The following is a 19,263-nucleotide window of genomic DNA, read 5'->3' on the forward strand; positions in this document are numbered from 1 at the left end:
ACGCCGTTCGCCCTACACCAGCCCCAGCTTGCTCAATTCCCCCAGCAAAGCGGCGGGCATGGTGTTCAGGTCGTCAGCCTCGCCCACGTCCAGGTCGGGCGGGGCATCCGCATCCTCCAGATAGCGCCAGCCCTGATGCGCGCGCTTGGGCTTGCCGCGCACCGGGATTAGGCGCGGTTCCAGCCGGATCCAGTGGCGGCCTTGCCCCGTCTCCTCAAAGCCCAGGATCGGGCTGCGGCCGACCAGCATATGGCCGTGAATCCAGTAGAGCGACCCGCCCGCCATCTCCTCCACCCGCTTGGGCAGGTAACGGGTCGTGAGCCGCGCTTCGTCCGCATGGCTTTCCAGCCAGGCGCGCAAGGATGCGGGGCTTTCGCTGCGGAAGGCGATCTTGGTCATGTGGAGCGGCATGGGTCAGCACATGGGCGGCCGAAGCCGCCAGATCAATGCATCATCAGGTCAGGAAGAGCGTCGCCAGCCCCAAAAAGGTCAAGAAGCCCAGCGAATCGGTCATCATCGTCACGAACACCGCGGACGATACGGCCGGATCGATATTGCGCCGGTCCAGCGTCACCGGGATCAGCACGCCCGCCAGGCCCGCCACCATATTGTTGATGAGGATCGCGGTGGCGAACACCAGCGACAGGCCAAGCTGGCCGTAGATTAGATAGGAACCGATGCCGATCAGCACGCCCAGCACCGATCCATTGGTCGCGGCGATGCGAAATTCCCGCACGATCATGCGCAATGTGTTGGAACTGGTGACCTGATTGGTGGCGATGGCGCGCACCATGACCGCCAGCGTCTGCGTGCCCGCATTGCCGCCCATGCCCGACACGATGCCCATCAGCGCGGCCAGCATCGCCAGATGTTCGATCGTATCTTCGAACAGGCCCACCACCGACGCGGCGACCATGGCGGTGCCCAGATTGACGACCAGCCAGACCAGGCGGGTGCGCACCGTCATCAGGATCGGCTGGTTGATGTCGCCTTCGCCCGCGCCCGACAGGCGGAGTATATCCTCGCCCGCTTCCTCGGCGATGATGTGGACGACGTCATCGACCGTGATCATGCCGACCAGACGGCCCGCCGAATCCACCACGGCGGCGGAGATCAGCGCATATTTCTGGAAGCGCAGCGCGACTTCTTCCTGATCCATGTCGACCGGGATCAGCGTCTGTTCGCGCTTCATCAGGTCGGTCATGGCGATGCCGCGGGGGCAGGTCAGAATCCAGCTAAGCTGGCAATAGCCGATCGGCCGATGGGCCGCATCGACGATATAGATTTCCCAGAAATCCTGCGTCAGGTCGGCATTGTCGCGCAGATAGTCGATCACCTGACCGACCGTCATATGCGCCGGCACCGCGACCAGATCGCGCTGCATCAGGCGACCGGCGGATTCTTCCGGGTAGGACAGCGCGCTTTCGATCGCGGCGCGGTCTTCGGGGTCGAGCGCGTCAAGGACGGCCTGCTGGTCGGCCTCCTCCATATCCTCGATCATCGCGACGGCGTCGTCGGTATCGAGTTCGGCGGCGAATTCGGCGACCTGTTCGGGCGCCAGCGCGCCGATCAGGTCGTCGCGGACATAGTCGTTAAGTTCCGACAGAACTTCCGCGCCGACCAGGTCGCCCAGCGCAGAGGCGACATCGGCGCGCCGGTCCGACGGCGTCAGTTCCAGAAGGTCGGCAATGTCGGCCGGGTGGAGCGGCGACACCAGGTCGCGCGCAGTTTCACTGTCGCCATCCTCCACCGCGTCAAGCACGGAGGACAGGAATTCGGGCTTCAGCCGATCATCCTCGTCCAGGCCTGTTTCAGCCTGTTCAAGGATCGTTTCATCGTCCGTGTCGTCCCCACGCAACAGGGGGTCGGCTGGATCGCCGCGCTCGCTCATGGCGCCCCCTACTGTCCGGTTCCTGTAACATGGCGGATGCTTTCGCCCATGCAACATGGAATTGCAATGGGGTGACGGGCGGTTGACGCCTTCTCCACAAGAAACTTCCATCCCCTTTTGAAGCCTCTATATGGGGGGCATCACCCCTTCCCACATGAGAGGATGCTTCATGGCCGACGAAACCCTTACCCTTACCCTCGACAGCGGCGGCGACGTCGTGATCAAGCTGCGCCCCGACCTGGCCCCTGGCCATGTCGCGCGCATCGTGGAAAACGCCAAGGAAGGCTTTTATGACGGCGTGGTCTTCCACCGCGTCATCCCCGGCTTCATGGCCCAGGGCGGCGATCCGACCGGCACCGGCATGGGCGGTCACCCCAACAAGCCCGACATCAAGGCCGAATTCAGCCGTGAAAAGCATGTCCGCGGCGTCTGCTCGATGGCCCGTTCGTCCAATCCGAACAGCGCCAACAGCCAGTTCTTCATCTGCTTCGACGACGCCACCTTCCTGGACGGTCAATATACCGTCTGGGGCGAAGTGACGTCGGGCATGGAATATGTCGACGCCTTGCCCAAGGGCGAGCCGCCGCGCACGCCGGGCAAGATCGTCACGGCGACCGTCGCCTGAGATCAGCCTGACATCGGATAGAAAAAGGCGTCCGGTCGCAAAGACCGGGCGTCTTTTTTACAGGCGGTGACGAATCATCGGGATTGCGAGCGGAAGGCGGTGCGCCGATCGATCCGGCAATCACCTTGCCGGCCTCTACGGTCGTTTCGCCATCCCGTCGGTCATCGAAATGGCCTGCGCCTCCGTGCCGTTATCCGCACCGGGCGCATCCACCGGCGGCTGATAAGCCCCGATCGTTTCGATATGCCAGCGCCGTTGTTCCTGCGTCGATCCGGGGACGTCATCGACGCGGCGCAACACCACCTGCCGCAGCACATGCCAGGGCCGGCCATTGGCGGCGATGCGCCCATAGACCTGCACCGGCACTGTCACATGCATCGATCCGGCCGTCCCTTCCGGGTCGGATGGCGCGCCGACATTGGCGTGAATCTCGCTAAAGCCGCGAAAGCGCGCGGCGAAATGGGCGTCGTCCTGCAATCCGATCGCGCCTGCGGGATTCCACAGATCCTGCGCATCCTCGAACCGCTTTTCCTCCAGCAGGCCATAATAGCCCTGCACCACCTGCGCCGCGCCCTGCGCGCTGTCGGGGTCGATCGATCCTTCGGCGATCGGGGCGGGATCGACGGGCAAACCGCCCGGAGCGCCGGGGGCGGGCGGGTTGAGCGGCTCCATCACCGCCATCGCTTCGGCGCGAAACTGGTTTTCCACCTGCGCGGCATTGGCGCCATTGGCCAGATTGTCGATCGCGCTCTCCTCCCGCCCGTCGCAGGCGACGACGAGCAGGAGGGACAACAGGGCGGCGGTCTTGATCGCTGCCCGCATCAGTTCGGACGGACCCGCGCCGCCGGTTCGCGCCCGCGCGTCACGCGGCCCGCGCCACCCCAGTCGCGCTGCGGGCGCGGCTGGCTGACCTGCGGTCGCGACGGGCGGGGTTGAGGTTGCGCCTGTGGTCGGGTTTGGGGTTGGCGCAGGCCCGGCTGCGGCGTGGGTCGCGCGCCATCGCCCCGGCCGCGGTCATTGCCGCGCCACTGGTTGCGGTCGCGACCCTGGCCATCATTGCGATCCCGTCCCCAATTGCGATCGCCGCGGTCTCGATCCCGGTCGCCGCCCTGGGGCGGACGGGTCCAGTTGCCATTGCCCGGTTGCCGATCGCGATCGCGCCAAGTGCCGTCCCGATCGCGATCCCGGCCGCGCCAGCGACCATCGTCGCCGCGCTCGGTCCGACGGCCTTCCCAATAGCGGCGTTGCCCGTCATTCCAGCGGTGGCGTCGACCGCCGCGGTCATAGACATAATAGCCGTTGCCGGGATAATAATAATTGTCGTACCAACCGCCAAAACCGCCGGGCTGATAATAGCCCGACGGCCCATAATAGCCGTCTCCATAATAGCCGCCATTGCCATAATAGCCGCTACCCACGCTGACGCCGCCATAGCCATAGCCGTCATCATAGGCGCAACCACCCAGGGTCAGCGCGCCTGCAAGTCCGATTACCGCCAGGAACCGATGTCGGATGCCCGTCATCGCCTTTCTCCTCATCTCCATCTGATCCTTTGCTTAACGCGGCCCGGTTGAATTGGTTGTGAATGGATTATCCTTTCCGCACCAGCGTTTATCGCAGGTTCAGAAATGTCGGCTTTTGTTCATCGGGGCGACAGAAAGCGTGTTCTTTCCGTCACATAATCGCCTTTCGGCCAGCTTTTGTGAATTGTTCAGGAAACCTTCCGGCCGGTCCGGTCATTCTTCCCCCTGTCGATCGCAGCTTTAAGCGCTCGCATCGGCCCGGCGGGTCCAAACCGCCGCTGAACAAATCCACAATAGACAAAGGGTCACCCCCATGAAGACACTGCTTTTTTCGGCAGCCGCCGCCGCGTCCTTGTTGCCTGCCGCCGCCATGGCGCAAGATGACGCCGGTTCGTCCACCCGCCGCATCGAACCCTATGTCGGCGTGATGGGTGGCGTGCATAATTATGACAGCGAAAGCAGCAAGGAAGGCATCCCGCCGGTCGGTTACAAAGGCCGCATGGTCGAAGGCGTGGCAGGCGTGAACGTCAATGTCGCAGGGCCGCTGGTGCTGGGCGTCGAGGGCACCGCGTCCAAGGGCGTGTCGGGCGACATCGACTGGGAATATGGCGCCGCGGGCCGGGTCGGCGTGAAGGCGGGCAAGGACAGCATGATCTTCACCAAGGTCGGCTATCAGTGGACCAATTTCGACGCGCTCGGCAAGGATAGCCGCGACTATCACGGCATGACCTATGGCGCCGGCGTCGAACTGTCGCCCGCCGACATGGGCGGTTCGGCCCAGAGCAGCAATATCCGCCTGCGCGTGCAGGCCGATACCACCGGCGATTTCCACTCGATCCGCCCGATGGCGGGCGTCGTCGCGAAATTCTGAATAATGGGCGGGCGGGTGCCATGCCCGCCCCGCCTTTGAGTCAGCTTCCGAACGGAAGTTGGGGTGCGGAGCGGCTTCTTTGGACTGTAGCCGTTCCGCATTCCCCGCTCAGGCCAGTGTCTTCACCCGCTCGCCAATAGCGCGCAGGTCCTCGATAAAGCGGGCCTGCTCCTCCGCCCGGCGACCCTCGTCCGGCAGGCGCAGCACATAGCTCGGATGCACCGTCACCCAGCCCTCCGCACCGCCATCGAGCGCGATCGCCTCACCCCGTGTCCGGCTGATCGTCACCGCCTTGCCCAGCATCGCGCGCGCGGCGGACGCGCCCAGCGCGACGATGATGCGCGGGCGGACCAGATCGATCTCTTGGTTCAGCCACCAGCGGCACGCTTCGATCTCGCCAGCGTCGGGTGATTGATGCAGGCGGCGTTTCCCTCGCCTCTCAAACTTGAAATGCTTGACCGCATTGGTGACGTAAGCGCGCGATCGGTCGACGCCCGCCGCCGCCAACGACCGGTCGAACAATTGCCCCGCCGGTCCGACGAACGGCCGCCCGGCCAGATCCTCCTGATCGCCAGGCTGTTCGCCGATGAAGAACAGGGGCGCGTCAAGCGGTCCTTCGCCGAACACCGTCTGCGTGGCGTCCCGATGCAACGGGCAGCGGGTGCAGGTCTTCGCCTCGCTGCGAACCGCCGCCCAGACGGCGGCGGCGTTGCCCTGGCGCTTGGGCGGCGCTTTTTCGGGCAGGGGGGGCGTGGCGATCATGGCCGCCTCTCGCGCCTGCGCCCCGGCGATAAGGTCGGGGATAAGCGCGGCTTCGGGCAGGTTGCGCCAATATTTTCTCGGCATTTCGGACAGCATGGCCCCGGTCTTGAGCCGGGCCGGATTGAAAATCGCGGCATAATAGCCCTTCCACATCTCCTCGACCGGATCGTCGGCGGGTGCGCCGGCGCGGCTGGTGCCCGGTCCCTCGGTCAAGACGTCGCCGTCCCAATGGATGCTGGCCGCCGGCGTCAGGATCGACCAGCGCATGGACGCGAAGCGGCGCATGAAAAAGCCCGCATTGGCGCGGACGATATGATGATCGGGTTCGAACCAGGCGACGAAGCGCAGCCCTATATTATCCTCTAACGCACGGAACCGGACGAAAGCGCGCATCTTGTGGATGTCGCGCCGCACCGCCTTGGCCAGCATATCGACCCGCCGCAGCAGCGGATCGGCCTTGTCCTCCATCCGCCCCGGCCGATCGCGCAGCCGGCGCAGCAGCGCATAGAGCAGGGCGAAGCGTTCGGGGTCGCTATGCAGGATCGCGCTTTGCGCAAGATCGACGAAAGCGCGCGGCACGGAAAAGGCTGCGCCGGGACGTTCAGGGGGCAGGGGCGCATCGCCGAACAGATCGCCGCCCGCGTCCCCCACCTGCCAGACAATGTCGGCGGGATCGACGCCCTTCATCGCCAAGCGCCGCGCTGCTGACCGCCAGCCGTCGAAATCGTCCGGGGCGGTCAGTGCGATGCGATACATAGCGTCCGATCCACGCCCGACACCGGCGGCGGGCCGATTGCAGCTTCGGCCTTCAGTCCTCGGCCTGCGCGCGCTCCAGTTCGGCCGGCTTGCGCTTGGCGAACAGCTTGCCCAGTCGATCCTCGTCCTGCGCCGTCAATTCCTTGGCGGCGTCGGGGAACATCTCCTCCTCTTCCTCCTCGATATGGTGGAGGTAGCGCTTCTTCATCTCGGCGAATTTCTTGCGCCATGCCTCGCCGTTGAATTTCAGCGCGTCCAGCTCTTCGAGATAATCGTCTATCTCCTTGTGCTCGGATACGCTGTGCTGCGCATCCTCGCGCAGGTCCGGGCGGGCCAGCATGGTGGCGTAGAGGGTTTCCTCCTCTGCGGCGGCATGGGCTGACACTTCGACCTTGAACTGCTCGAACAGCTTTTCCAGCCGGTCCTCGTTCTTTTCGCGCTCCGCGTCGGCCATCTTGTCGAACAACTGGCGATGGGTGTCGTGATCCTGCTTCAGGCGGTCGAAAATATTGGCGTCGGCCATGATTGGTCCTCCTCTTTCGAGGACAGACAACGACAGGCGCGGCAATTGGCTCCCGCCAAAAAGCCGACCGATATTCAGCCGAACAGAAAGCGGAAGATGATCGCGACCGGAATCCAGAGCAGCGCCCCCAACAGGCTGGCGGCCCACAGTTGCGCCACGTCGCGACGGAAGCGCACGGCAAGGCCGCTGTCGGGCAGGCCGCCCCGTTCCAGCAACTGCCAGCGCCGTTCCAGTCCGCGCGCGGCCACGGCATAGCCGCCAATCGCGACGATGACGCCCAGATGCAGGACGAGCGAGCCGCCGGTCTTGGCGACGATGCCGATCTGAAGCAGGCAGAAGACAACCAGCGACGCCGCCAGATGCGTGCTGATCCGCTTCGCAAACGCCTTGCGCTGATATGTGCGATTGCCGAGCGCCGTCGCCAAAGCCTCGAACTCCTTGCTTGACCCTGACGACAGAATTTCACGAGTCGCGGCATGGATCAACCGTAAATCGGCGTTCAGGCGAACAAATCCAGCTGCTGCGCGGGCGGCGCGACCCGCGCGCGCAGGTCGGCGCTGTCGATCAGCGCCAGGGGTCGCCAATCCGCCGCGATCAGGAAGGGGCGCAGCTTCCTGATGGATGTCGTCAGACGCGCGACATCGTCCAGCCGCAGGCGGCGATGGCGGCGGCTCGACAGGATACGATCCACCGCTTTCACCCCCAGGCCCGGTACTCGCAACAGCGCCTCGCGCGGAGCGCGGTTGACATCGACCGGGAAGGTCGCGCGATGGTTGAGCGCCCAGGCGAGCTTGGGATCGATGTCGAGCGGCAGGCAGCCCGTCGCCGCATCCGTCGCGGCGGCGATCTCCTGCGCGTCATAGCCATAGAATCGGATCATCCAGTCGGACTGGTAGAGCCGATGTTCGCGCAGCAATGGCGGGCGCTTGAGCGGCAGCACCGCGCTGGGCGAGGGGATGGGGGAGAAGGCGCTGTAATAGACGCGGCGCAGCTTGTGCCGGTCATACAGGCTGCTGGCCCGCGCGATGATCGCCCGGTCGTCGGCCGCGTCGGCGCCCACGATCATCTGGGTCGATTGGCCGGCGGGGGCAAAACGCGGCGCGCTCTTATATTTGCGGCGGGCGTCCTGCCCATCCTCCATGTCGCTGCGCAGGCGGCTCATCGCCCCTTCGATCCGCAACCCATTTTTTTCCGGGGCCAGCCGCTTGAGGCCGCTTTCGGTCGGCAACTCGACATTGATCGACAGGCGATCGGCATGGAGCCCTGCCTGGTGGATCAACGCCGGGTCGGCGTCGGGAATGGTCTTGAGATGGATATAGCCGCGAAAATGATGGTCCTCGCGCAGCGATCGCGCCACCTCGACCATCTGCTCCATCGTATAGTCGGACGAGCGGATGATGCCCGACGACAGGAACAGCCCCTCGATATAATTACGGCGGTAGAAGCTCAGGGTCAGGTCCACCACCTCCTGCGCGGTGAAGCGGGCGCGGCGGACATCGCTGGACCGGCGGTTGATGCAATAATGGCAATCGAAGATGCAACTGTTGGTCAGCAATATCTTGAGCAGCGAAATGCAGCGGCCGTCGGGCGCATAGGCGTGACAGATGCCCATGCCCTCGGTCGATCCGATCCCCTTGCCGCTGCGGCTGTCGCGCCTGGTGGTGCCCGACGAAGCGCAGGACGCATCATATTTGGCGGCGTCGGCGAGGATTTCGAGTTTCGAACGGGTGGAAAGCTGGGCCATATCGTTCCTGATATGTTCGTGTAAGGCGCTTGTCCACAATCTCGATCAGTCCTGCCCCAAGGATCAGGGGGCCGGGCAAGAAAGCTGGCGCGCGCGGCTAACCATGCTATGCGTGTCGCCATGCACAGCAGTAGCGGTTCCGTCGACGTCGACGGCTTCACATATGAATGGGAATTGCGGCGCGAGCCGCAGTGGAGCGACATCGACGGGTGGAAAGGCATGGCCATCGCCCTGTTGCAGAAGGATATGCAGCGCGGCGCGTTGCTGGAATTTCCCCCGCCCAAACGGCTGCTCAAGGGATTGCAGCGCGGCCGGCTCCAGATCAACGATGCGATGATCGCGCGCGGCATCCGCGCCGCTCTGGAGGCGGGCTGGGAACCCGGATCGCGCGGCAAGCCGATGGTGTTCACGGTCGACGCCGACGGCAACTGATCGCCGCTGGCGCGACCTGCCAGCGCTTGCGGCTCCCGCGCAGTCGTTCGTTATGTCAAAAGGGCGAAGCGAACAGGGAGACAGGCGAGTGGACAGGCGCGCATTTCTGGGCCGGGGCATGGGCGGCATGGCGGCGCTGTCGCTGGGGACGGCGGGCCGCACGGCGAATCCGTGCGAGGGGATGCCGCCGCCGATCCGCGCCACCCCCGATCGCCTGTTTCGCGTCACCGTCTGCCTGCGCCCTTTCCGCGCCGCCGGGCCGCGGATCGAGGTGGAGCGGGTCGGGGCCAAGCGGGTGGTGCATAATTATGGCCATGGCGGCAGCGGCTGGTCCCTATCCTGGGGATCGGCGCAGGTCGCGGTCGGCATGGCGCTGGCGGACGGAGTGCGCGACGTTGCGGTGATCGGCGCGGGCGCGCTGGGCCTGACCGCCGCGCTCACCGCCCAGCGCGCCGGGGCCGACGTCACCATCTACGCCAAAGAGCAATTTCCCTATGTCCGCTCCGCCCGCGCGACCGGCGGCTGGACGCCCGACAGCCGGATCGCGATGCAGAAGGCGGTCGATCCGGGCTTCGGCGACCGGTGGGAGGCGATGGCCCGTGCGTCCTTCACCATGCACCAGAGCTATCTGGGCCTGCCCGGCGACCCGGTCGAATGGACCGACCGCTACATTCTGTCGGACACGCCCTTTACCGAACGGGTGCGACACGCGCCGACGGGCGAGCATCCCGATGAATTTCTCCGCCTCGAACAGCGACTGGCCGACATCACCCCACGCTCGGTCGAACTGGCGCCCGGCGCCCACCCCTTCCGCCCGACCTATGCCCGACGCGGCAGCGGCCTGACCTTCAACGTCGCCGACCTGGCCCATCAACTCATGGCCGATTTCCGGCTGGCGGGGGGCAAGGTCGTACCTATGGAACTGCACGATCCCAATGACGTGACGAAGCTGCGCCAGAAATCGATCATCAACTGCACCGGCTATGGCGCCCGCGCGCTGTGGCGGGATGAGAGCATCGTGCCGGTCCGCGGCCAGATCGCCTGGCTGATCCCGCAGGCGGGCGCGACCTACGGCGTCTATTATGGCTCGCTATCCATGCTCGCCCGGCGCGACGGCATCGTCGTGCAGGAAGTCGGGGCCGACGAATGGTTCGGCTATAATGACGCAAACGAAGAACCGGATTACGCAGCGGCCCAGGCGTCGGTGCTGCAACTGGCGCAATTCTGGGCGGACGGTAAGGGGGCGTAACAGGGAGGGAGCGGGGTATCCGCATTTCTCCGTCATCCCGGCCTTTGCTGAATGACGGTATTGGATGATGGCCAATGGTCCCTGATGCTTTCCACCCGTCTCTTGCCATTCCACCCCCGCGCCGCCATCACCTGCGCCCATGACCTGGCATTTCTGGATCGACCGCGGCGGCACCTTCACCGATGTGGTGGCGCGCGCGCCCGATGGGCGGCTGCACACCGCCAAATTGCTGTCGAGCGACCCGGAACGCTATGCCGATGCGGCAGTCGAAGCCGTGCGGCGGCTGACCGGCTGTGGTGAAGGGCCGATCCCGCCCTGCGTCCTGCGCATCGGCACCACCATCGCCACCAATGCGCTGCTGGAGCGCAAGGGCGAGCCGGTGCTGCTGGCGATCACGCGCGGGTTCCGCGACGCGATCCGCATCGGCACGCAGGAACGGCCGGACCTGTTCGCGCGCCGCATCCGCCTGCCCGATCCGCTCCACGCCGATGTGGTCGAGGTGGACGAGCGGCTGATGGCCGACGGCACGGTGCGCGTGGCGCTGGACGAAAGCGCCGCGCGCGCCGCGTTGCAGGGCGCTTATGACAAGGGGTTGCGCGCCGTCGCGATCGTGCTGATGCACGGCTATCTCTACCCGGATCACGAACGGGCGCTGGCGCGGATCGCGGCCGATATCGGCTTCACCCAGATCAGCGCCAGCCATGATGTCGCCCCCCTCATCAAGCTGGTCGGGCGCGGCGATACGACGCTGGCCGACGCCTATCTCTCGCCGGTGCTGCGCGCCTATGTCGATGGCTTGCGCGATGCGCTGGGCGATCAGGCAGAGATGCTTTTCATGCAGTCGAGCGGCGGCCTGACCGACGGCGCGCTGTTCCGGGGCAAAGATGCGGTGCTGTCCGGCCCGGCCGGCGGCATCGTCGGTTTGGCACGAACGGCAGAGCAGGCGGGCTTCACCGAGGTCATCGGCTTCGACATGGGTGGCACCTCGACCGATGTGTCGCACTATGCCGGCGTCTATGAGCGTGACAATGAGGCGCGGGTGGCGGGGGTGCGCCTGCGCGCGCCGATGATGCGCATCCATACCATCGCGGCGGGCGGCGGCTCCGTCTGTTCGTTCCTGGACGGGCGTTTCCGTGTCGGCCCGGAAAGCGCGGGCGCGGTGCCGGGGCCTGCCTGCTACCGGCGCGGCGGGCCGCTCACCATCACCGACTGCAACGTCCTGCTGGGCAAGGTCCAGCCGGATCATTTCCCCAGCCTGTTCGGCCCGAACGGCGACCAGCCGCTCGACCGCCAAGCGGTGGAGGCGCGCTTCGCCGCCCTCTGCGCGCAGGTGGAGGCGGAGACCGGCCGCGCCATGACGCCGCGCGACGCCGCGCAGGGCTTCGTCGCGGTCGCCGTCGCCAGCATGGCCAATGCGATCAAGCGCATATCGGTCGCGCGCGGCCATGACGTCGCCCGCTACACGCTCGCCAGCTTCGGCGGGGCGGGCGGGCAACATGCCTGCCTGGTCGCCGACGCGCTGGGCATGGACCGGGTGATGATCCATCCGCTGGGCGGCGTGTTGTCCGCTTATGGCATGGGCTTGGCTGATCGGCGGGCGGTGCGGGAGAAGACGATCGCGCTGCCATTAGGTGACGATGGGCTGGACGCGGCGCTCGCCACCCTAGCCGCCGACGCCCGCGCCGACCTGCCACAGGCCGACCGGATCGAAACGCTGCTGCGGCTGCGCTATGATGGCGCCGACAGCCTGTTCGACGTGCCGCTGGGGGATGTGGACGCCATGCGTGCCGATTTCCTGGCCCAGCATCACGCCCGCTTCGGCTTCGCGGGCAAGGGGGGCATATTGGTTGATATGGCGCGGGTGGAGGCGATCGCATCGGCGCACGAAGCCATGGACGGCATCGCGGCGATCGCGGCGCAGGCCGCCCCGCCGCTGGCCCATGTCGACTATGCGGGCGACGCCGCGCCCGTTCATGACCGCGCCGGCCTGTCCGCCGATAGCGTCATCGACGGCCCGGCGCTCATCATCGATCCCGTCTCCACCACCGCGGTCGAACCGGGCTGGCGCGCGCGGCTCGATGGCCATGGCAATTTGATCCTCACGCGCCACATCCCACGCGCCCGGCCCGAAAGCGGCGACGCCGCCGCCGTCGATCCGGTCCGGCTGGAGGTGATGGGCGGTCTGTTCATGGCGATCGCCGAGGAAATGGGCGCCGCGCTCCAGCATAGCGCCTCCTCGGTCAATATCCGCGAGCGGCTCGATTTTTCCTGCGCGCTGTTCGACGCGGCGGGCCATCTGGTCGCCAACGCGCCGCATATGCCGGTGCATCTGGGCAGCATGGGCGACAGCATCCGCACGATCATGCGGCGGCGCGGGGTTGGCGCGGACGGTGCGCCGATCGACGGGCGCGGGATGCGGCCGGGCGACGTCTATGCCCTCAACGCCCCCTATGATGGCGGCACGCATCTGCCCGACGTCACCGTGGTGATGCCGGTGTTCGCGGGCGATCTCGTCACCCCATCCTTTTATGTCGCCGCGCGCGGCCATCATGCCGATATCGGCGGCATCACCCCCGGATCGATGCCGCCCGGCAGCACCTCCGTCGAGGAAGAGGGCATCGTCCTCGACAATATGCTGCTGGTCGATCGCGGCATGTTTCAGGAAGCTGCCATCCGCGACCTGCTCGGCGCAGGGCCATGGCCCGCGCGCAATATCGACCAGAATATCGCGGACCTCTCCGCCCAGATCGCCGCCTGCGCCAAGGGCGCGAGCGAATTGCGCCGTATCAGTGATAGTTACGGTAACGAAACAATAGCCGCCTATATGGGCCATGTGCAGGACCAGGCCGAAGCCGCCGTCCGCCGCCTGATCGATCGCCTGTCCGACGGCCACTTCACCTATGCCATGGATAGCGGTGCAACCGTCCATGTCGCTGTCCATGTCGATCGCGCCGCCCGCGCCGCGACCATCGATTTCGCCGGGTCGTCGGCCCAATTGCCAGGCAATTTCAACGCCCCCGTCTCGGTCGTGCGCGCCGCCGTCCTCTATGTCGTGCGCACCCTGATCGATGAGGCGGTGCCGATGAATGACGGGTGCCTGAAACCCATCACGATTCTCGTCCCCGAAGGCTCCATGCTGCGCCCCCGCTATCCCGCCGCCGTGGTCGCGGGCAATGTCGAAACCAGCCAGGTGGTGACGGACGCGCTGTTCGGCGCGCTGGGCGTCATGGCGGGCGCACAGGGAACGATGAACAATTTCACCTTCGGCAACGACCGCCACCAATATTATGAAACGATCGCGGGCGGCTCCGGCGCCGGTCCCGATTTCGACGGCGCCGACGTGGTCCAGACGCATATGACCAACAGCCGCCTGACCGATCCCGAAATATTGGAAACCCGATTCCCGGTGCTGCTGGAGGCATTTTCGATCCGCGCCGGATCGGGTGGGGCGGGGCGTCACCATGGCGGCAAAGGCGCGCTGCGCCGCGTCCGCTTCCTGGAGGATATGACCGCCGGCATCCTGTCGAACCGCCGGATCGTGCCGCCCTTCGGCCTGGACGGCGGCGCGCCGGGGGACGTCGGTCGCAACCGGGTGGAGCGCGCCGACGGCAGCGTCGAACCGCTCGGCCCGACCGCTACGGCATCGCTGCGCGCGGGCGACGCCTTCGTCATCGAAACGCCGGGCGGCGGCGGCTTTGGCGATGTTGGAGACGCTTGACAAGCGGCCCGCGCAGGTCTGTTCTGCTACAGGGGGAGTGGGGCATGACGCCGGACTCGACGACGCAGATCAGATGGGGATTGGGGGCCGCGCTGCTCGCCTTGGGCGTGGTCGCGATCCTGGCGCTCGTGCCCGATCCTTTCTTCCGCCAGCGGGTGATCGCCACGACGCTGGACGATGTCGAGGGCGTCTCGCCGGGTGTCCAGGTCTATTTCCGGGGGGCGCCGATCGGGGCGGTGCGGTCGATCGACCTCAACCGGCAAAGCCGCACCTTCGCCGTCGCCATGGGCATCGACCGCAAATGGCAGCCGTCCGCCTGCTCCTTCGCCACCGTCGCCTCGGCCAATCCGCTCACCGCCCCGCGCATCGAACTGGTGGCGCTGGAAACCGGCAGCGCCCAATGCCCCGCCGCGCGCCGCGCCTATGGCTGCGATCCGGTGCCGGGCCGGGACGCCGCCGGTGCGCTGCCCGGCTGTCGTCGCCCCGCCGACCTGTTCGAAACCGCCGCGCTCGCGATCGGGGAGGCGGCCAATGTCGCCCGCACCGCCAACGCCATGGCGCAGAAATTGTCGGGCCTGTTGCAGGGTGACGGATCGGGCGGCGCCGTCGACATGGCGCAGGTCGCCCGCAACGCCACGCAAACCCTCGCCGCGCTCAATAGCCTCAGCACGCAGCTCGACCGCAGCTTCACGCCGGGCCGGGGCGACATCGCCCTGACCTTGTCGCATGTGCGGCAGGCGACCGGCCGGGCGTCCGAAATCGACGTTGCGGCGCTCAACGGCATCTTGCGCGAAACCCGGTCTCTGGTGGCGCAAAATCAGGCCAGCATCGCCGGGCTGCTGGCCGAGGGCAAGAGCAGCGCCGGGGAAGTGCGCGGCATATTGGAGGGCGCGTCCGCCTCGCTGGTGGCGACCAGCGCCAATCTGGAGCGCACCAGCAGCAGCCTTGGGGCGCTGAGTGAAAGACTGGCGGGCGACCCCACCTATGCGATCCGCGGCCAGCGCTATGCCGATCCGCCGCCGCCGGGAGGACAGAAATGAAGCCGATCGCCCTGCTGCTGCTCTGTGCGCTCCCCGCCTGCGCCGCGCTCAGGCCGGGCGATGCGCCGGTCACCATGCGCCTGTCGCCCCAATTCGCGCCCGGCCGGCCGGTCGCCGCCCCCAGCTTCACGGTCGCGGCGGTGCAGGCGCGCGGTCTGTCGGGCGGGATGCGCTACGCCTATGTCGATGCCGCCGCACCGGGCGAAATCCATCAGGCCGCCACCTATTTCTGGGAAGAGCCGCCCGCCGACAGTCTCGTCCGCGCACTGGTCATGGGGCTGCGCACCCGCTTCGCCACCGTCACCGGCCCCGCCTTGCCGCTCGCCGCCGACCGGCGCGTGGTGGCGACGCTCGACCGGTTCGAGGAACTGAGCGCAACGGGTAATGCTCATGCGGTCGTCGCCTTCGACGTGACGCAGGTGGCCCAAGGCAAAGCGATCTGGGCCGGCCGCTATTGCGCGACCCGGCCGATCGCATCGGCCGCCGGCACCGTCCGCGCCGCCGCCTTCCAGGGCGCGATCGAACAGGCGGTCGCCGCCTTCGTTCAGGACGTCGCGTCGGGCACCGTGACCGCCGCGTCCTGCTGAATGAGGCGTCCGCGCTCCAGCCGGTAGACCCGCTCGCACAGCCGTCCCGCCAGCGCCCGGTCCTGCGTCAGCAGCAGCAGCGCCCGGCCCTGCGGCACGATCCGCCGCCGCACCTGCGCCTCCAGCATGTCGCCCCGCGCGAAGGCCCCCTCGAACGGTTCGTCCAGCACCAGCAATTCGGGATCGCGGACGAAGGCGCGGGCCAGTTCCGCACGCCGCCGCTCGCCGATCGACAGCGCGTCGGCGCGGGTCGTCGCCGCCTGCTCCAGCCCATATTCCAGCAGCAGCCGGTCGATCCGCCGCTCCCCGCGCCGCCGCTTGGACCAGTCGCCGGTGCCGATCGCCAGCCGCATATTCTCCTCGACGCTGAGGTCGCCGAGCAGCGACCCGCCCTGCATCGCCACGCCGCACCGCGCGCGCAACAACCGGCGCACATCCGGCGGCGCGACGTCCAGCGCCACGCCCATCAGGCGCACGGTGCCGCTGCCGGGCGTGACCAGCCCGATCGCCAGCCGCAACAGCCAGCTCTTGCCTGCGCCGCTGTCCGCCAGGATCGCGACCCGATCGCCGGCTTCGATGGCAAGGTCGACCTGATCCAGAAGCCGCGTCCCGCCCAGCACCAGGCTCACCCCCTCGAACGCCAGCAGCGCGCTCACAGCAAAGCCGTCCACAGCGCCGCCGCGCTGAAGATGCCCAGCAATCCGGCGGTAAAGGCGGTGGTCGCGCGCCGCCCGATATCGGCCGGTGACCGCACCGGCTTTGCCCCCACCGCGCTGCCCACGCCAAAGGCGATCAGTGCATAGAGCAATAGCTTGGCGATGCCGGTCAGCATCGCGGCGGCGGCCTCGTGGGAAAAGGCGAAGCCGGACCATAGCGGCCAGCCGACATTGGCGATCAGCGCCAGCGGGACGCCGCAGCCGATCACCGCCGCGATACCCCCCAGCAGCATATGGATCGGCGCGGACAGCAGCACCGCGGCCAGCGCCGGCCCCAGCGCATGGGCGACCGGATCGCGCCCCAGCGCCTCCAGCGCGTCGATTTCCCGGTTGAGCGCCATTGCGCCGAGCCGCGACGACAGCGCCACCGACACGCTGCCGCAGGCGAACAGGCCGACCAGCAGCGGCACGATGTCGCGCAGCAAAATCTCCGCCAGCGCGCTCAGCACCGGAATCTGCGCATTATAGAGCGTCAGCAGCCGCCCCGCGCCGATCCCGGCGATGATCCCGGCCAGCGCGGCCAGCGGCAGCAATGTGCGCAACGGCCGCCACACATGCAGGGGCAGGCCGTCCGCCAGTTGCCGCTGCGCCAGTGCGTCGCCCGCGATGATGCGCCGCCCCATGCCCAGCCCCGCGCGCATGGTCAGCCATACCCCCGCGCCGATCGCGGCCAGCAGCTTGGGGCCGCCCTTCAGCGCGTCCATGGCGCGCGGCTGATCGCGCCGTCCGGTCCAATGCGAATGGCGCGCGGATCGGGGCTGGGATCGCTCGCCAGCAGCAGGTCGGCGCGCGCCGCCAGCGCCGTCATGCCGCCCGCATGGATCGCGTCCGCGCCTTGCACCAGCGCCGCGGCGCGGGGGGCTTCTCCGGCCGGCAGGGGGTCAAGGATCGCCTGCACATGGCAAGCCAATGCCAATTGTACCAATTGCCCCTGTGCCTGCAACGGGCCGAGCAAATGGCGCGACCAGCGATCGGCCAAATCGCCGACAAACACCGGCGCGCGGTCGGGATAATGGGCGCGCAACGCCGCCACCAAAGCGGCCGGATCGGGCGCACTATCCTCGCCGCCCGGCAACAGCGCCACCGTCAGCGTCCGCAACGCCCGTCGGCCCGACGCGCTCAGCAGCCGCGCCATGATCCGCACCTGCTCCCGGTCCAAATCCTTGATCGCTTCGCTGAGGTCATCATAGGGGACGATGTCGGGATGCAGCCGCCGCGCGTCGTCGCGCACCGCGCCATGGGTCCACCCCTGCACCAGCTTCGCCGCCATCCAGCGATCATGTTCGGCGCGCGACAATTCCTCCAGTTCGTCGGGGGAAAGGCTGAGCGACGGTCCGGCTCCCGCGACCAGCCGCGCGCCGATGTCGCGCAGTTTGAGTTGATAGCAGTCGGCGACCAGCCGGTTGTCGTCGCGGAAGCTTTCGGGCAGGTCTTCCCATTCCTGCATCGACGCGCGCACGCCGATCCGCTCGCCCTCGGCAAAGCGGCCCTCCAGATAGAAATCATGGATCGACCGGGCGAGCGCGTCGTGCCGGTCCTGCAACAGCATGTCGGGGTCGGCGAGGTCGGACAGGCCGCCGAAGGGGAAGATGCCCGCGCCGATGCGATGATCGTGCGCGCCCGCCATCCGCACATGGATCGGCGGGGCGGGCAGGGCGGCGGCGCGATAGCGCGCATCGACCGCCAGCGCGACGGCCAGCGCGCGGTCGTCGTCGTCCAGATCGATCAGGATCGCCACCGGCTCGCCGGACGTCGCGACATGGGCGTCGATCAGCATGCCGATCCCGGCCGGGTCGGGCCGCGCCTCGACAAAGCGCAGCGGCGACAGCGCGTCCGCGCCGGGATTGCGCGCGCGAAACGCCGCCTCGCCCTGCGCGGCGTCGGCCATGTGGATAACGAAAGCGGGCTTGCCGCCGTCGCGATAATGGCCGCCCGCCAGCGTGCGGAGCAGATAGCGCTCGATCAGCGGGGTGAAGCCGATCACCAGCACGCCGCGCCCCACCTGTCCCGCGCGGGTGAATCCGTCGATCGGCCGGGCCAGCGCCAATTGCCGCGCCGCGATGTCGGGCAGCGCCGCCAGCCGCACCCGCGCCGTCCGCCGGTCGCCATGTTCGAACCGCTGCTCGACGCTGCGCCGCAGGTCGAGGTCGTCGACGCGCAGGATGATGTCGATCGGATCGCCCGCCAGCCGAACCGCCGCCGCCTGCGCCAGCACGGCGGACGCCAGCGCGATATTGCCGCGCGCCTCGCGCGACAGCAGCAGCACCGCGCGCGCCTTGTCCAGCGCCAGTCCGGCGGCGCTCTCCTGCGCCACGCCCTGCTCCACTTCCGCCGCGCCCGCCTCCAGCGCGTCGCCGATCCAGGTCGTGCGCCGGTCCTGCGGCCATAGCAGCACCCGCCGTCCGTCCGCCAGCGCGCCGCGCGCCGCCTGCGCGGCAAGGCCCCCGCCCTCGTCGCCCGCAATCACCAGATGTTCGCCCCGCGCCCGGATCAGCGCCAGCCGCAGCGGATTGCGCACCTGCTCCCATGCCAGCGCCGCGGTCGACCAGAAGGTCAGCAGCGGCAGCGCCCAGCGCGCGATGTTGAGCGCCAGCGGCAGGTCACGCCCCTCCAGCACCTGCGGGAAGCTGCCGACGATCAGCCGCATCGCCCGCATCGCGTCCTGCATCACGGTCGATGCGATGCGGGCCTCCGCAAAAGCCTGGGCGAAACCCCATGTGCCCAGCAGGAAGGCGAGGGCCATCGCGCCGAAGCGCACGACCGGCGCCACCGGCGGCAGGTGCAGGCTCCTGATGCTCTTCCGTGGCTGGCCCCCCATGGCCGGGG

18 protein-coding genes are annotated in these 19,263 nt (G+C 67.7%); 7 read left to right on the forward strand and 11 right to left on the reverse strand.

Translation table 11 applies throughout. The annotated features are described in order from the left end of the window. Window positions 1-12 precede the first annotated feature (12 nt). Entirely contained in the window at window positions 13-411 is a 399-nt protein-coding gene (locus tag V473_RS00915) for a DUF1489 family protein (RefSeq protein WP_066599387.1), read from the reverse strand. Window positions 412-454: 43 nt separating this feature from the next. After that, complete coding sequence (gene mgtE / locus V473_RS00920) at window positions 455-1,891, reverse strand: magnesium transporter (RefSeq protein WP_066599390.1); 1,437 nt, start codon at window positions 1,889-1,891, stop codon at window positions 455-457. A gap of 169 nt (window positions 1,892-2,060) precedes the next feature. On the opposite strand from mgtE, the gene V473_RS00925 reads away from it, so the two are divergent. Next, a complete protein-coding gene (locus V473_RS00925; RefSeq protein WP_066599397.1) occupies window positions 2,061-2,516 on the forward strand; it encodes a peptidylprolyl isomerase in 456 nt (151 codons plus the stop codon). Between the two features lie 135 nt (window positions 2,517-2,651). Here the strand turns inward: V473_RS00925 and V473_RS00930 are convergent, their stop codons facing one another. Then, complete coding sequence (locus V473_RS00930; RefSeq protein ID WP_066599400.1) at window positions 2,652-3,338, reverse strand: hypothetical protein; 687 nt, start codon at window positions 3,336-3,338, stop codon at window positions 2,652-2,654. Beyond that, on the reverse strand, window positions 3,338-4,039 hold the full coding sequence (locus V473_RS00935) for a peptidase (RefSeq protein ID WP_066599406.1): 702 nt from the start codon (window positions 4,037-4,039) through the stop codon (window positions 3,338-3,340). Before V473_RS00935 ends, V473_RS00930 begins: the two co-directional genes overlap by 1 nt. 313 nt (window positions 4,040-4,352) lie before the next feature. Between V473_RS00935 and V473_RS00940 the strand changes: the two genes are divergently transcribed. Next, window positions 4,353-4,910, forward strand: coding sequence for an outer membrane protein (locus V473_RS00940; protein WP_066599408.1), 558 nt, complete (start codon window positions 4,353-4,355; stop codon window positions 4,908-4,910). A gap of 108 nt (window positions 4,911-5,018) precedes the next feature. On the opposite strand, the gene V473_RS00945 is transcribed toward V473_RS00940, so the two are convergent. From V473_RS00945 to V473_RS00960, 4 genes are all read right to left on the reverse strand, one after another. Beyond that, on the reverse strand, window positions 5,019-6,428 hold the full coding sequence (locus tag V473_RS00945) for a UdgX family uracil-DNA binding protein (protein WP_066599409.1): 1,410 nt from the start codon (window positions 6,426-6,428) through the stop codon (window positions 5,019-5,021). 52 nt (window positions 6,429-6,480) lie between these two features. Further along, the gene (locus tag V473_RS00950; protein WP_066599412.1) at window positions 6,481-6,951 is read right to left on the reverse strand and encodes a hemerythrin domain-containing protein; all 471 of its coding nucleotides are present in this window, start codon (window positions 6,949-6,951) and stop codon (window positions 6,481-6,483) included. A 74-nt stretch (window positions 6,952-7,025) separates the two neighbouring features. Further along, window positions 7,026-7,376 (reverse strand): hypothetical protein, encoded by a 351-nt coding sequence (locus tag V473_RS00955; RefSeq protein ID WP_066604803.1) that lies wholly within the window; start codon window positions 7,374-7,376, stop codon window positions 7,026-7,028. A 74-nt stretch (window positions 7,377-7,450) separates the two neighbouring features. Further along, window positions 7,451-8,695 carry a putative DNA modification/repair radical SAM protein gene (locus tag V473_RS00960; RefSeq protein ID WP_066599414.1) on the reverse strand — a complete coding sequence of 415 codons (1,245 nt, stop codon included), beginning with the start codon at window positions 8,693-8,695 and terminating at the stop codon, window positions 7,451-7,453. A 120-nt stretch (window positions 8,696-8,815) separates the two neighbouring features. On the opposite strand from V473_RS00960, the gene V473_RS00965 reads away from it, so the two are divergent. The 5 genes from V473_RS00965 to V473_RS00985 all read left to right on the forward strand — a co-directional run bounded on the left by V473_RS00965 (window position 8,816) and on the right by V473_RS00985 (window position 15,721). Then, a complete protein-coding gene (locus V473_RS00965; RefSeq protein WP_242495928.1) occupies window positions 8,816-9,127 on the forward strand; it encodes a hypothetical protein in 312 nt (103 codons plus the stop codon). 88 nt (window positions 9,128-9,215) lie between these two features. Continuing rightward, window positions 9,216-10,376, forward strand: a complete 1,161-nt coding sequence (locus V473_RS00970) for an FAD-dependent oxidoreductase (protein WP_244884320.1) — start codon at window positions 9,216-9,218, stop codon at window positions 10,374-10,376. Window positions 10,377-10,515: 139 nt separating this feature from the next. Then, window positions 10,516-14,094, forward strand: a complete 3,579-nt coding sequence (locus V473_RS00975; RefSeq protein ID WP_066599426.1) for a hydantoinase B/oxoprolinase family protein — start codon at window positions 10,516-10,518, stop codon at window positions 14,092-14,094. A 44-nt stretch (window positions 14,095-14,138) separates the two neighbouring features. Next, window positions 14,139-15,134 carry an MlaD family protein gene (locus V473_RS00980; RefSeq protein WP_066599428.1) on the forward strand — a complete coding sequence of 332 codons (996 nt, stop codon included), beginning with the start codon at window positions 14,139-14,141 and terminating at the stop codon, window positions 15,132-15,134. Next, on the forward strand, window positions 15,131-15,721 hold the full coding sequence (locus tag V473_RS00985) for an ABC-type transport auxiliary lipoprotein family protein (protein ID WP_066599433.1): 591 nt from the start codon (window positions 15,131-15,133) through the stop codon (window positions 15,719-15,721). The genes V473_RS00980 and V473_RS00985 overlap by 4 nt, the downstream gene beginning before the upstream one ends. On the opposite strand, the gene V473_RS00990 is transcribed toward V473_RS00985, so the two are convergent. The 3 genes from V473_RS00990 to V473_RS01000 are packed head-to-tail and all read right to left on the reverse strand — an operon-like array spanning window position 15,679 to window position 19,255. Beyond that, a complete protein-coding gene (locus V473_RS00990) occupies window positions 15,679-16,392 on the reverse strand; it encodes an ATP-binding cassette domain-containing protein (protein ID WP_244884321.1) in 714 nt (237 codons plus the stop codon). The genes V473_RS00985 and V473_RS00990 overlap by 43 nt on opposite strands. Continuing rightward, window positions 16,374-17,141 (reverse strand): ABC transporter permease, encoded by a 768-nt coding sequence (locus V473_RS00995; protein ID WP_066599438.1) that lies wholly within the window; start codon window positions 17,139-17,141, stop codon window positions 16,374-16,376. Before V473_RS00995 ends, V473_RS00990 begins: the two co-directional genes overlap by 19 nt. Further along, complete coding sequence (locus tag V473_RS01000; protein WP_066599440.1) at window positions 17,129-19,255, reverse strand: RyR domain-containing protein; 2,127 nt, start codon at window positions 19,253-19,255, stop codon at window positions 17,129-17,131. The genes V473_RS00995 and V473_RS01000 overlap by 13 nt, the downstream gene beginning before the upstream one ends. Between the last annotated feature and the right edge of the window lie 8 nt (window positions 19,256-19,263).

This window comes from Sphingobium cupriresistens LL01, assembly GCF_001046645.1.
Classification (GTDB): Bacteria; Pseudomonadota; Alphaproteobacteria; order Sphingomonadales; family Sphingomonadaceae; genus Sphingobium; species Sphingobium cupriresistens.

Excerpts from the sequence above, each read along its gene's own strand:
- V473_RS00915 (WP_066599387.1), bottom strand. The coding sequence starts at position 411 with ATGCCGCTCCACATGACCAAGATCGCCTTCCGCAGCGAAAGCCCCGCA.
- mgtE (WP_066599390.1), bottom strand. The coding sequence starts at position 1,891 with ATGAGCGAGCGCGGCGATCCAGCCGACCCCCTGTTGCGTGGGGACGAC.
- V473_RS00925 (WP_066599397.1), top strand. The coding sequence starts at position 2,061 with ATGGCCGACGAAACCCTTACCCTTACCCTCGACAGCGGCGGCGACGTC.
- V473_RS00930 (WP_066599400.1), bottom strand. The coding sequence starts at position 3,338 with ATGCGGGCAGCGATCAAGACCGCCGCCCTGTTGTCCCTCCTGCTCGTC.
- V473_RS00935 (WP_066599406.1), bottom strand. The coding sequence starts at position 4,039 with ATGACGGGCATCCGACATCGGTTCCTGGCGGTAATCGGACTTGCAGGC.
- V473_RS00940 (WP_066599408.1), top strand. The coding sequence starts at position 4,353 with ATGAAGACACTGCTTTTTTCGGCAGCCGCCGCCGCGTCCTTGTTGCCT.
- V473_RS00945 (WP_066599409.1), bottom strand. The coding sequence starts at position 6,428 with ATGTATCGCATCGCACTGACCGCCCCGGACGATTTCGACGGCTGGCGG.
- V473_RS00950 (WP_066599412.1), bottom strand. The coding sequence starts at position 6,951 with ATGGCCGACGCCAATATTTTCGACCGCCTGAAGCAGGATCACGACACC.
- V473_RS00960 (WP_066599414.1), bottom strand. The coding sequence starts at position 8,695 with ATGGCCCAGCTTTCCACCCGTTCGAAACTCGAAATCCTCGCCGACGCC.
- V473_RS00965 (WP_242495928.1), top strand. The coding sequence starts at position 8,816 with ATGCACAGCAGTAGCGGTTCCGTCGACGTCGACGGCTTCACATATGAA.
- V473_RS00975 (WP_066599426.1), top strand. The coding sequence starts at position 10,516 with ATGACCTGGCATTTCTGGATCGACCGCGGCGGCACCTTCACCGATGTG.
- V473_RS00980 (WP_066599428.1), top strand. The coding sequence starts at position 14,139 with ATGACGCCGGACTCGACGACGCAGATCAGATGGGGATTGGGGGCCGCG.
- V473_RS00985 (WP_066599433.1), top strand. The coding sequence starts at position 15,131 with ATGAAGCCGATCGCCCTGCTGCTGCTCTGTGCGCTCCCCGCCTGCGCC.
- V473_RS00995 (WP_066599438.1), bottom strand. The coding sequence starts at position 17,141 with ATGGACGCGCTGAAGGGCGGCCCCAAGCTGCTGGCCGCGATCGGCGCG.
- V473_RS01000 (WP_066599440.1), bottom strand. The coding sequence starts at position 19,255 with ATGGGGGGCCAGCCACGGAAGAGCATCAGGAGCCTGCACCTGCCGCCG.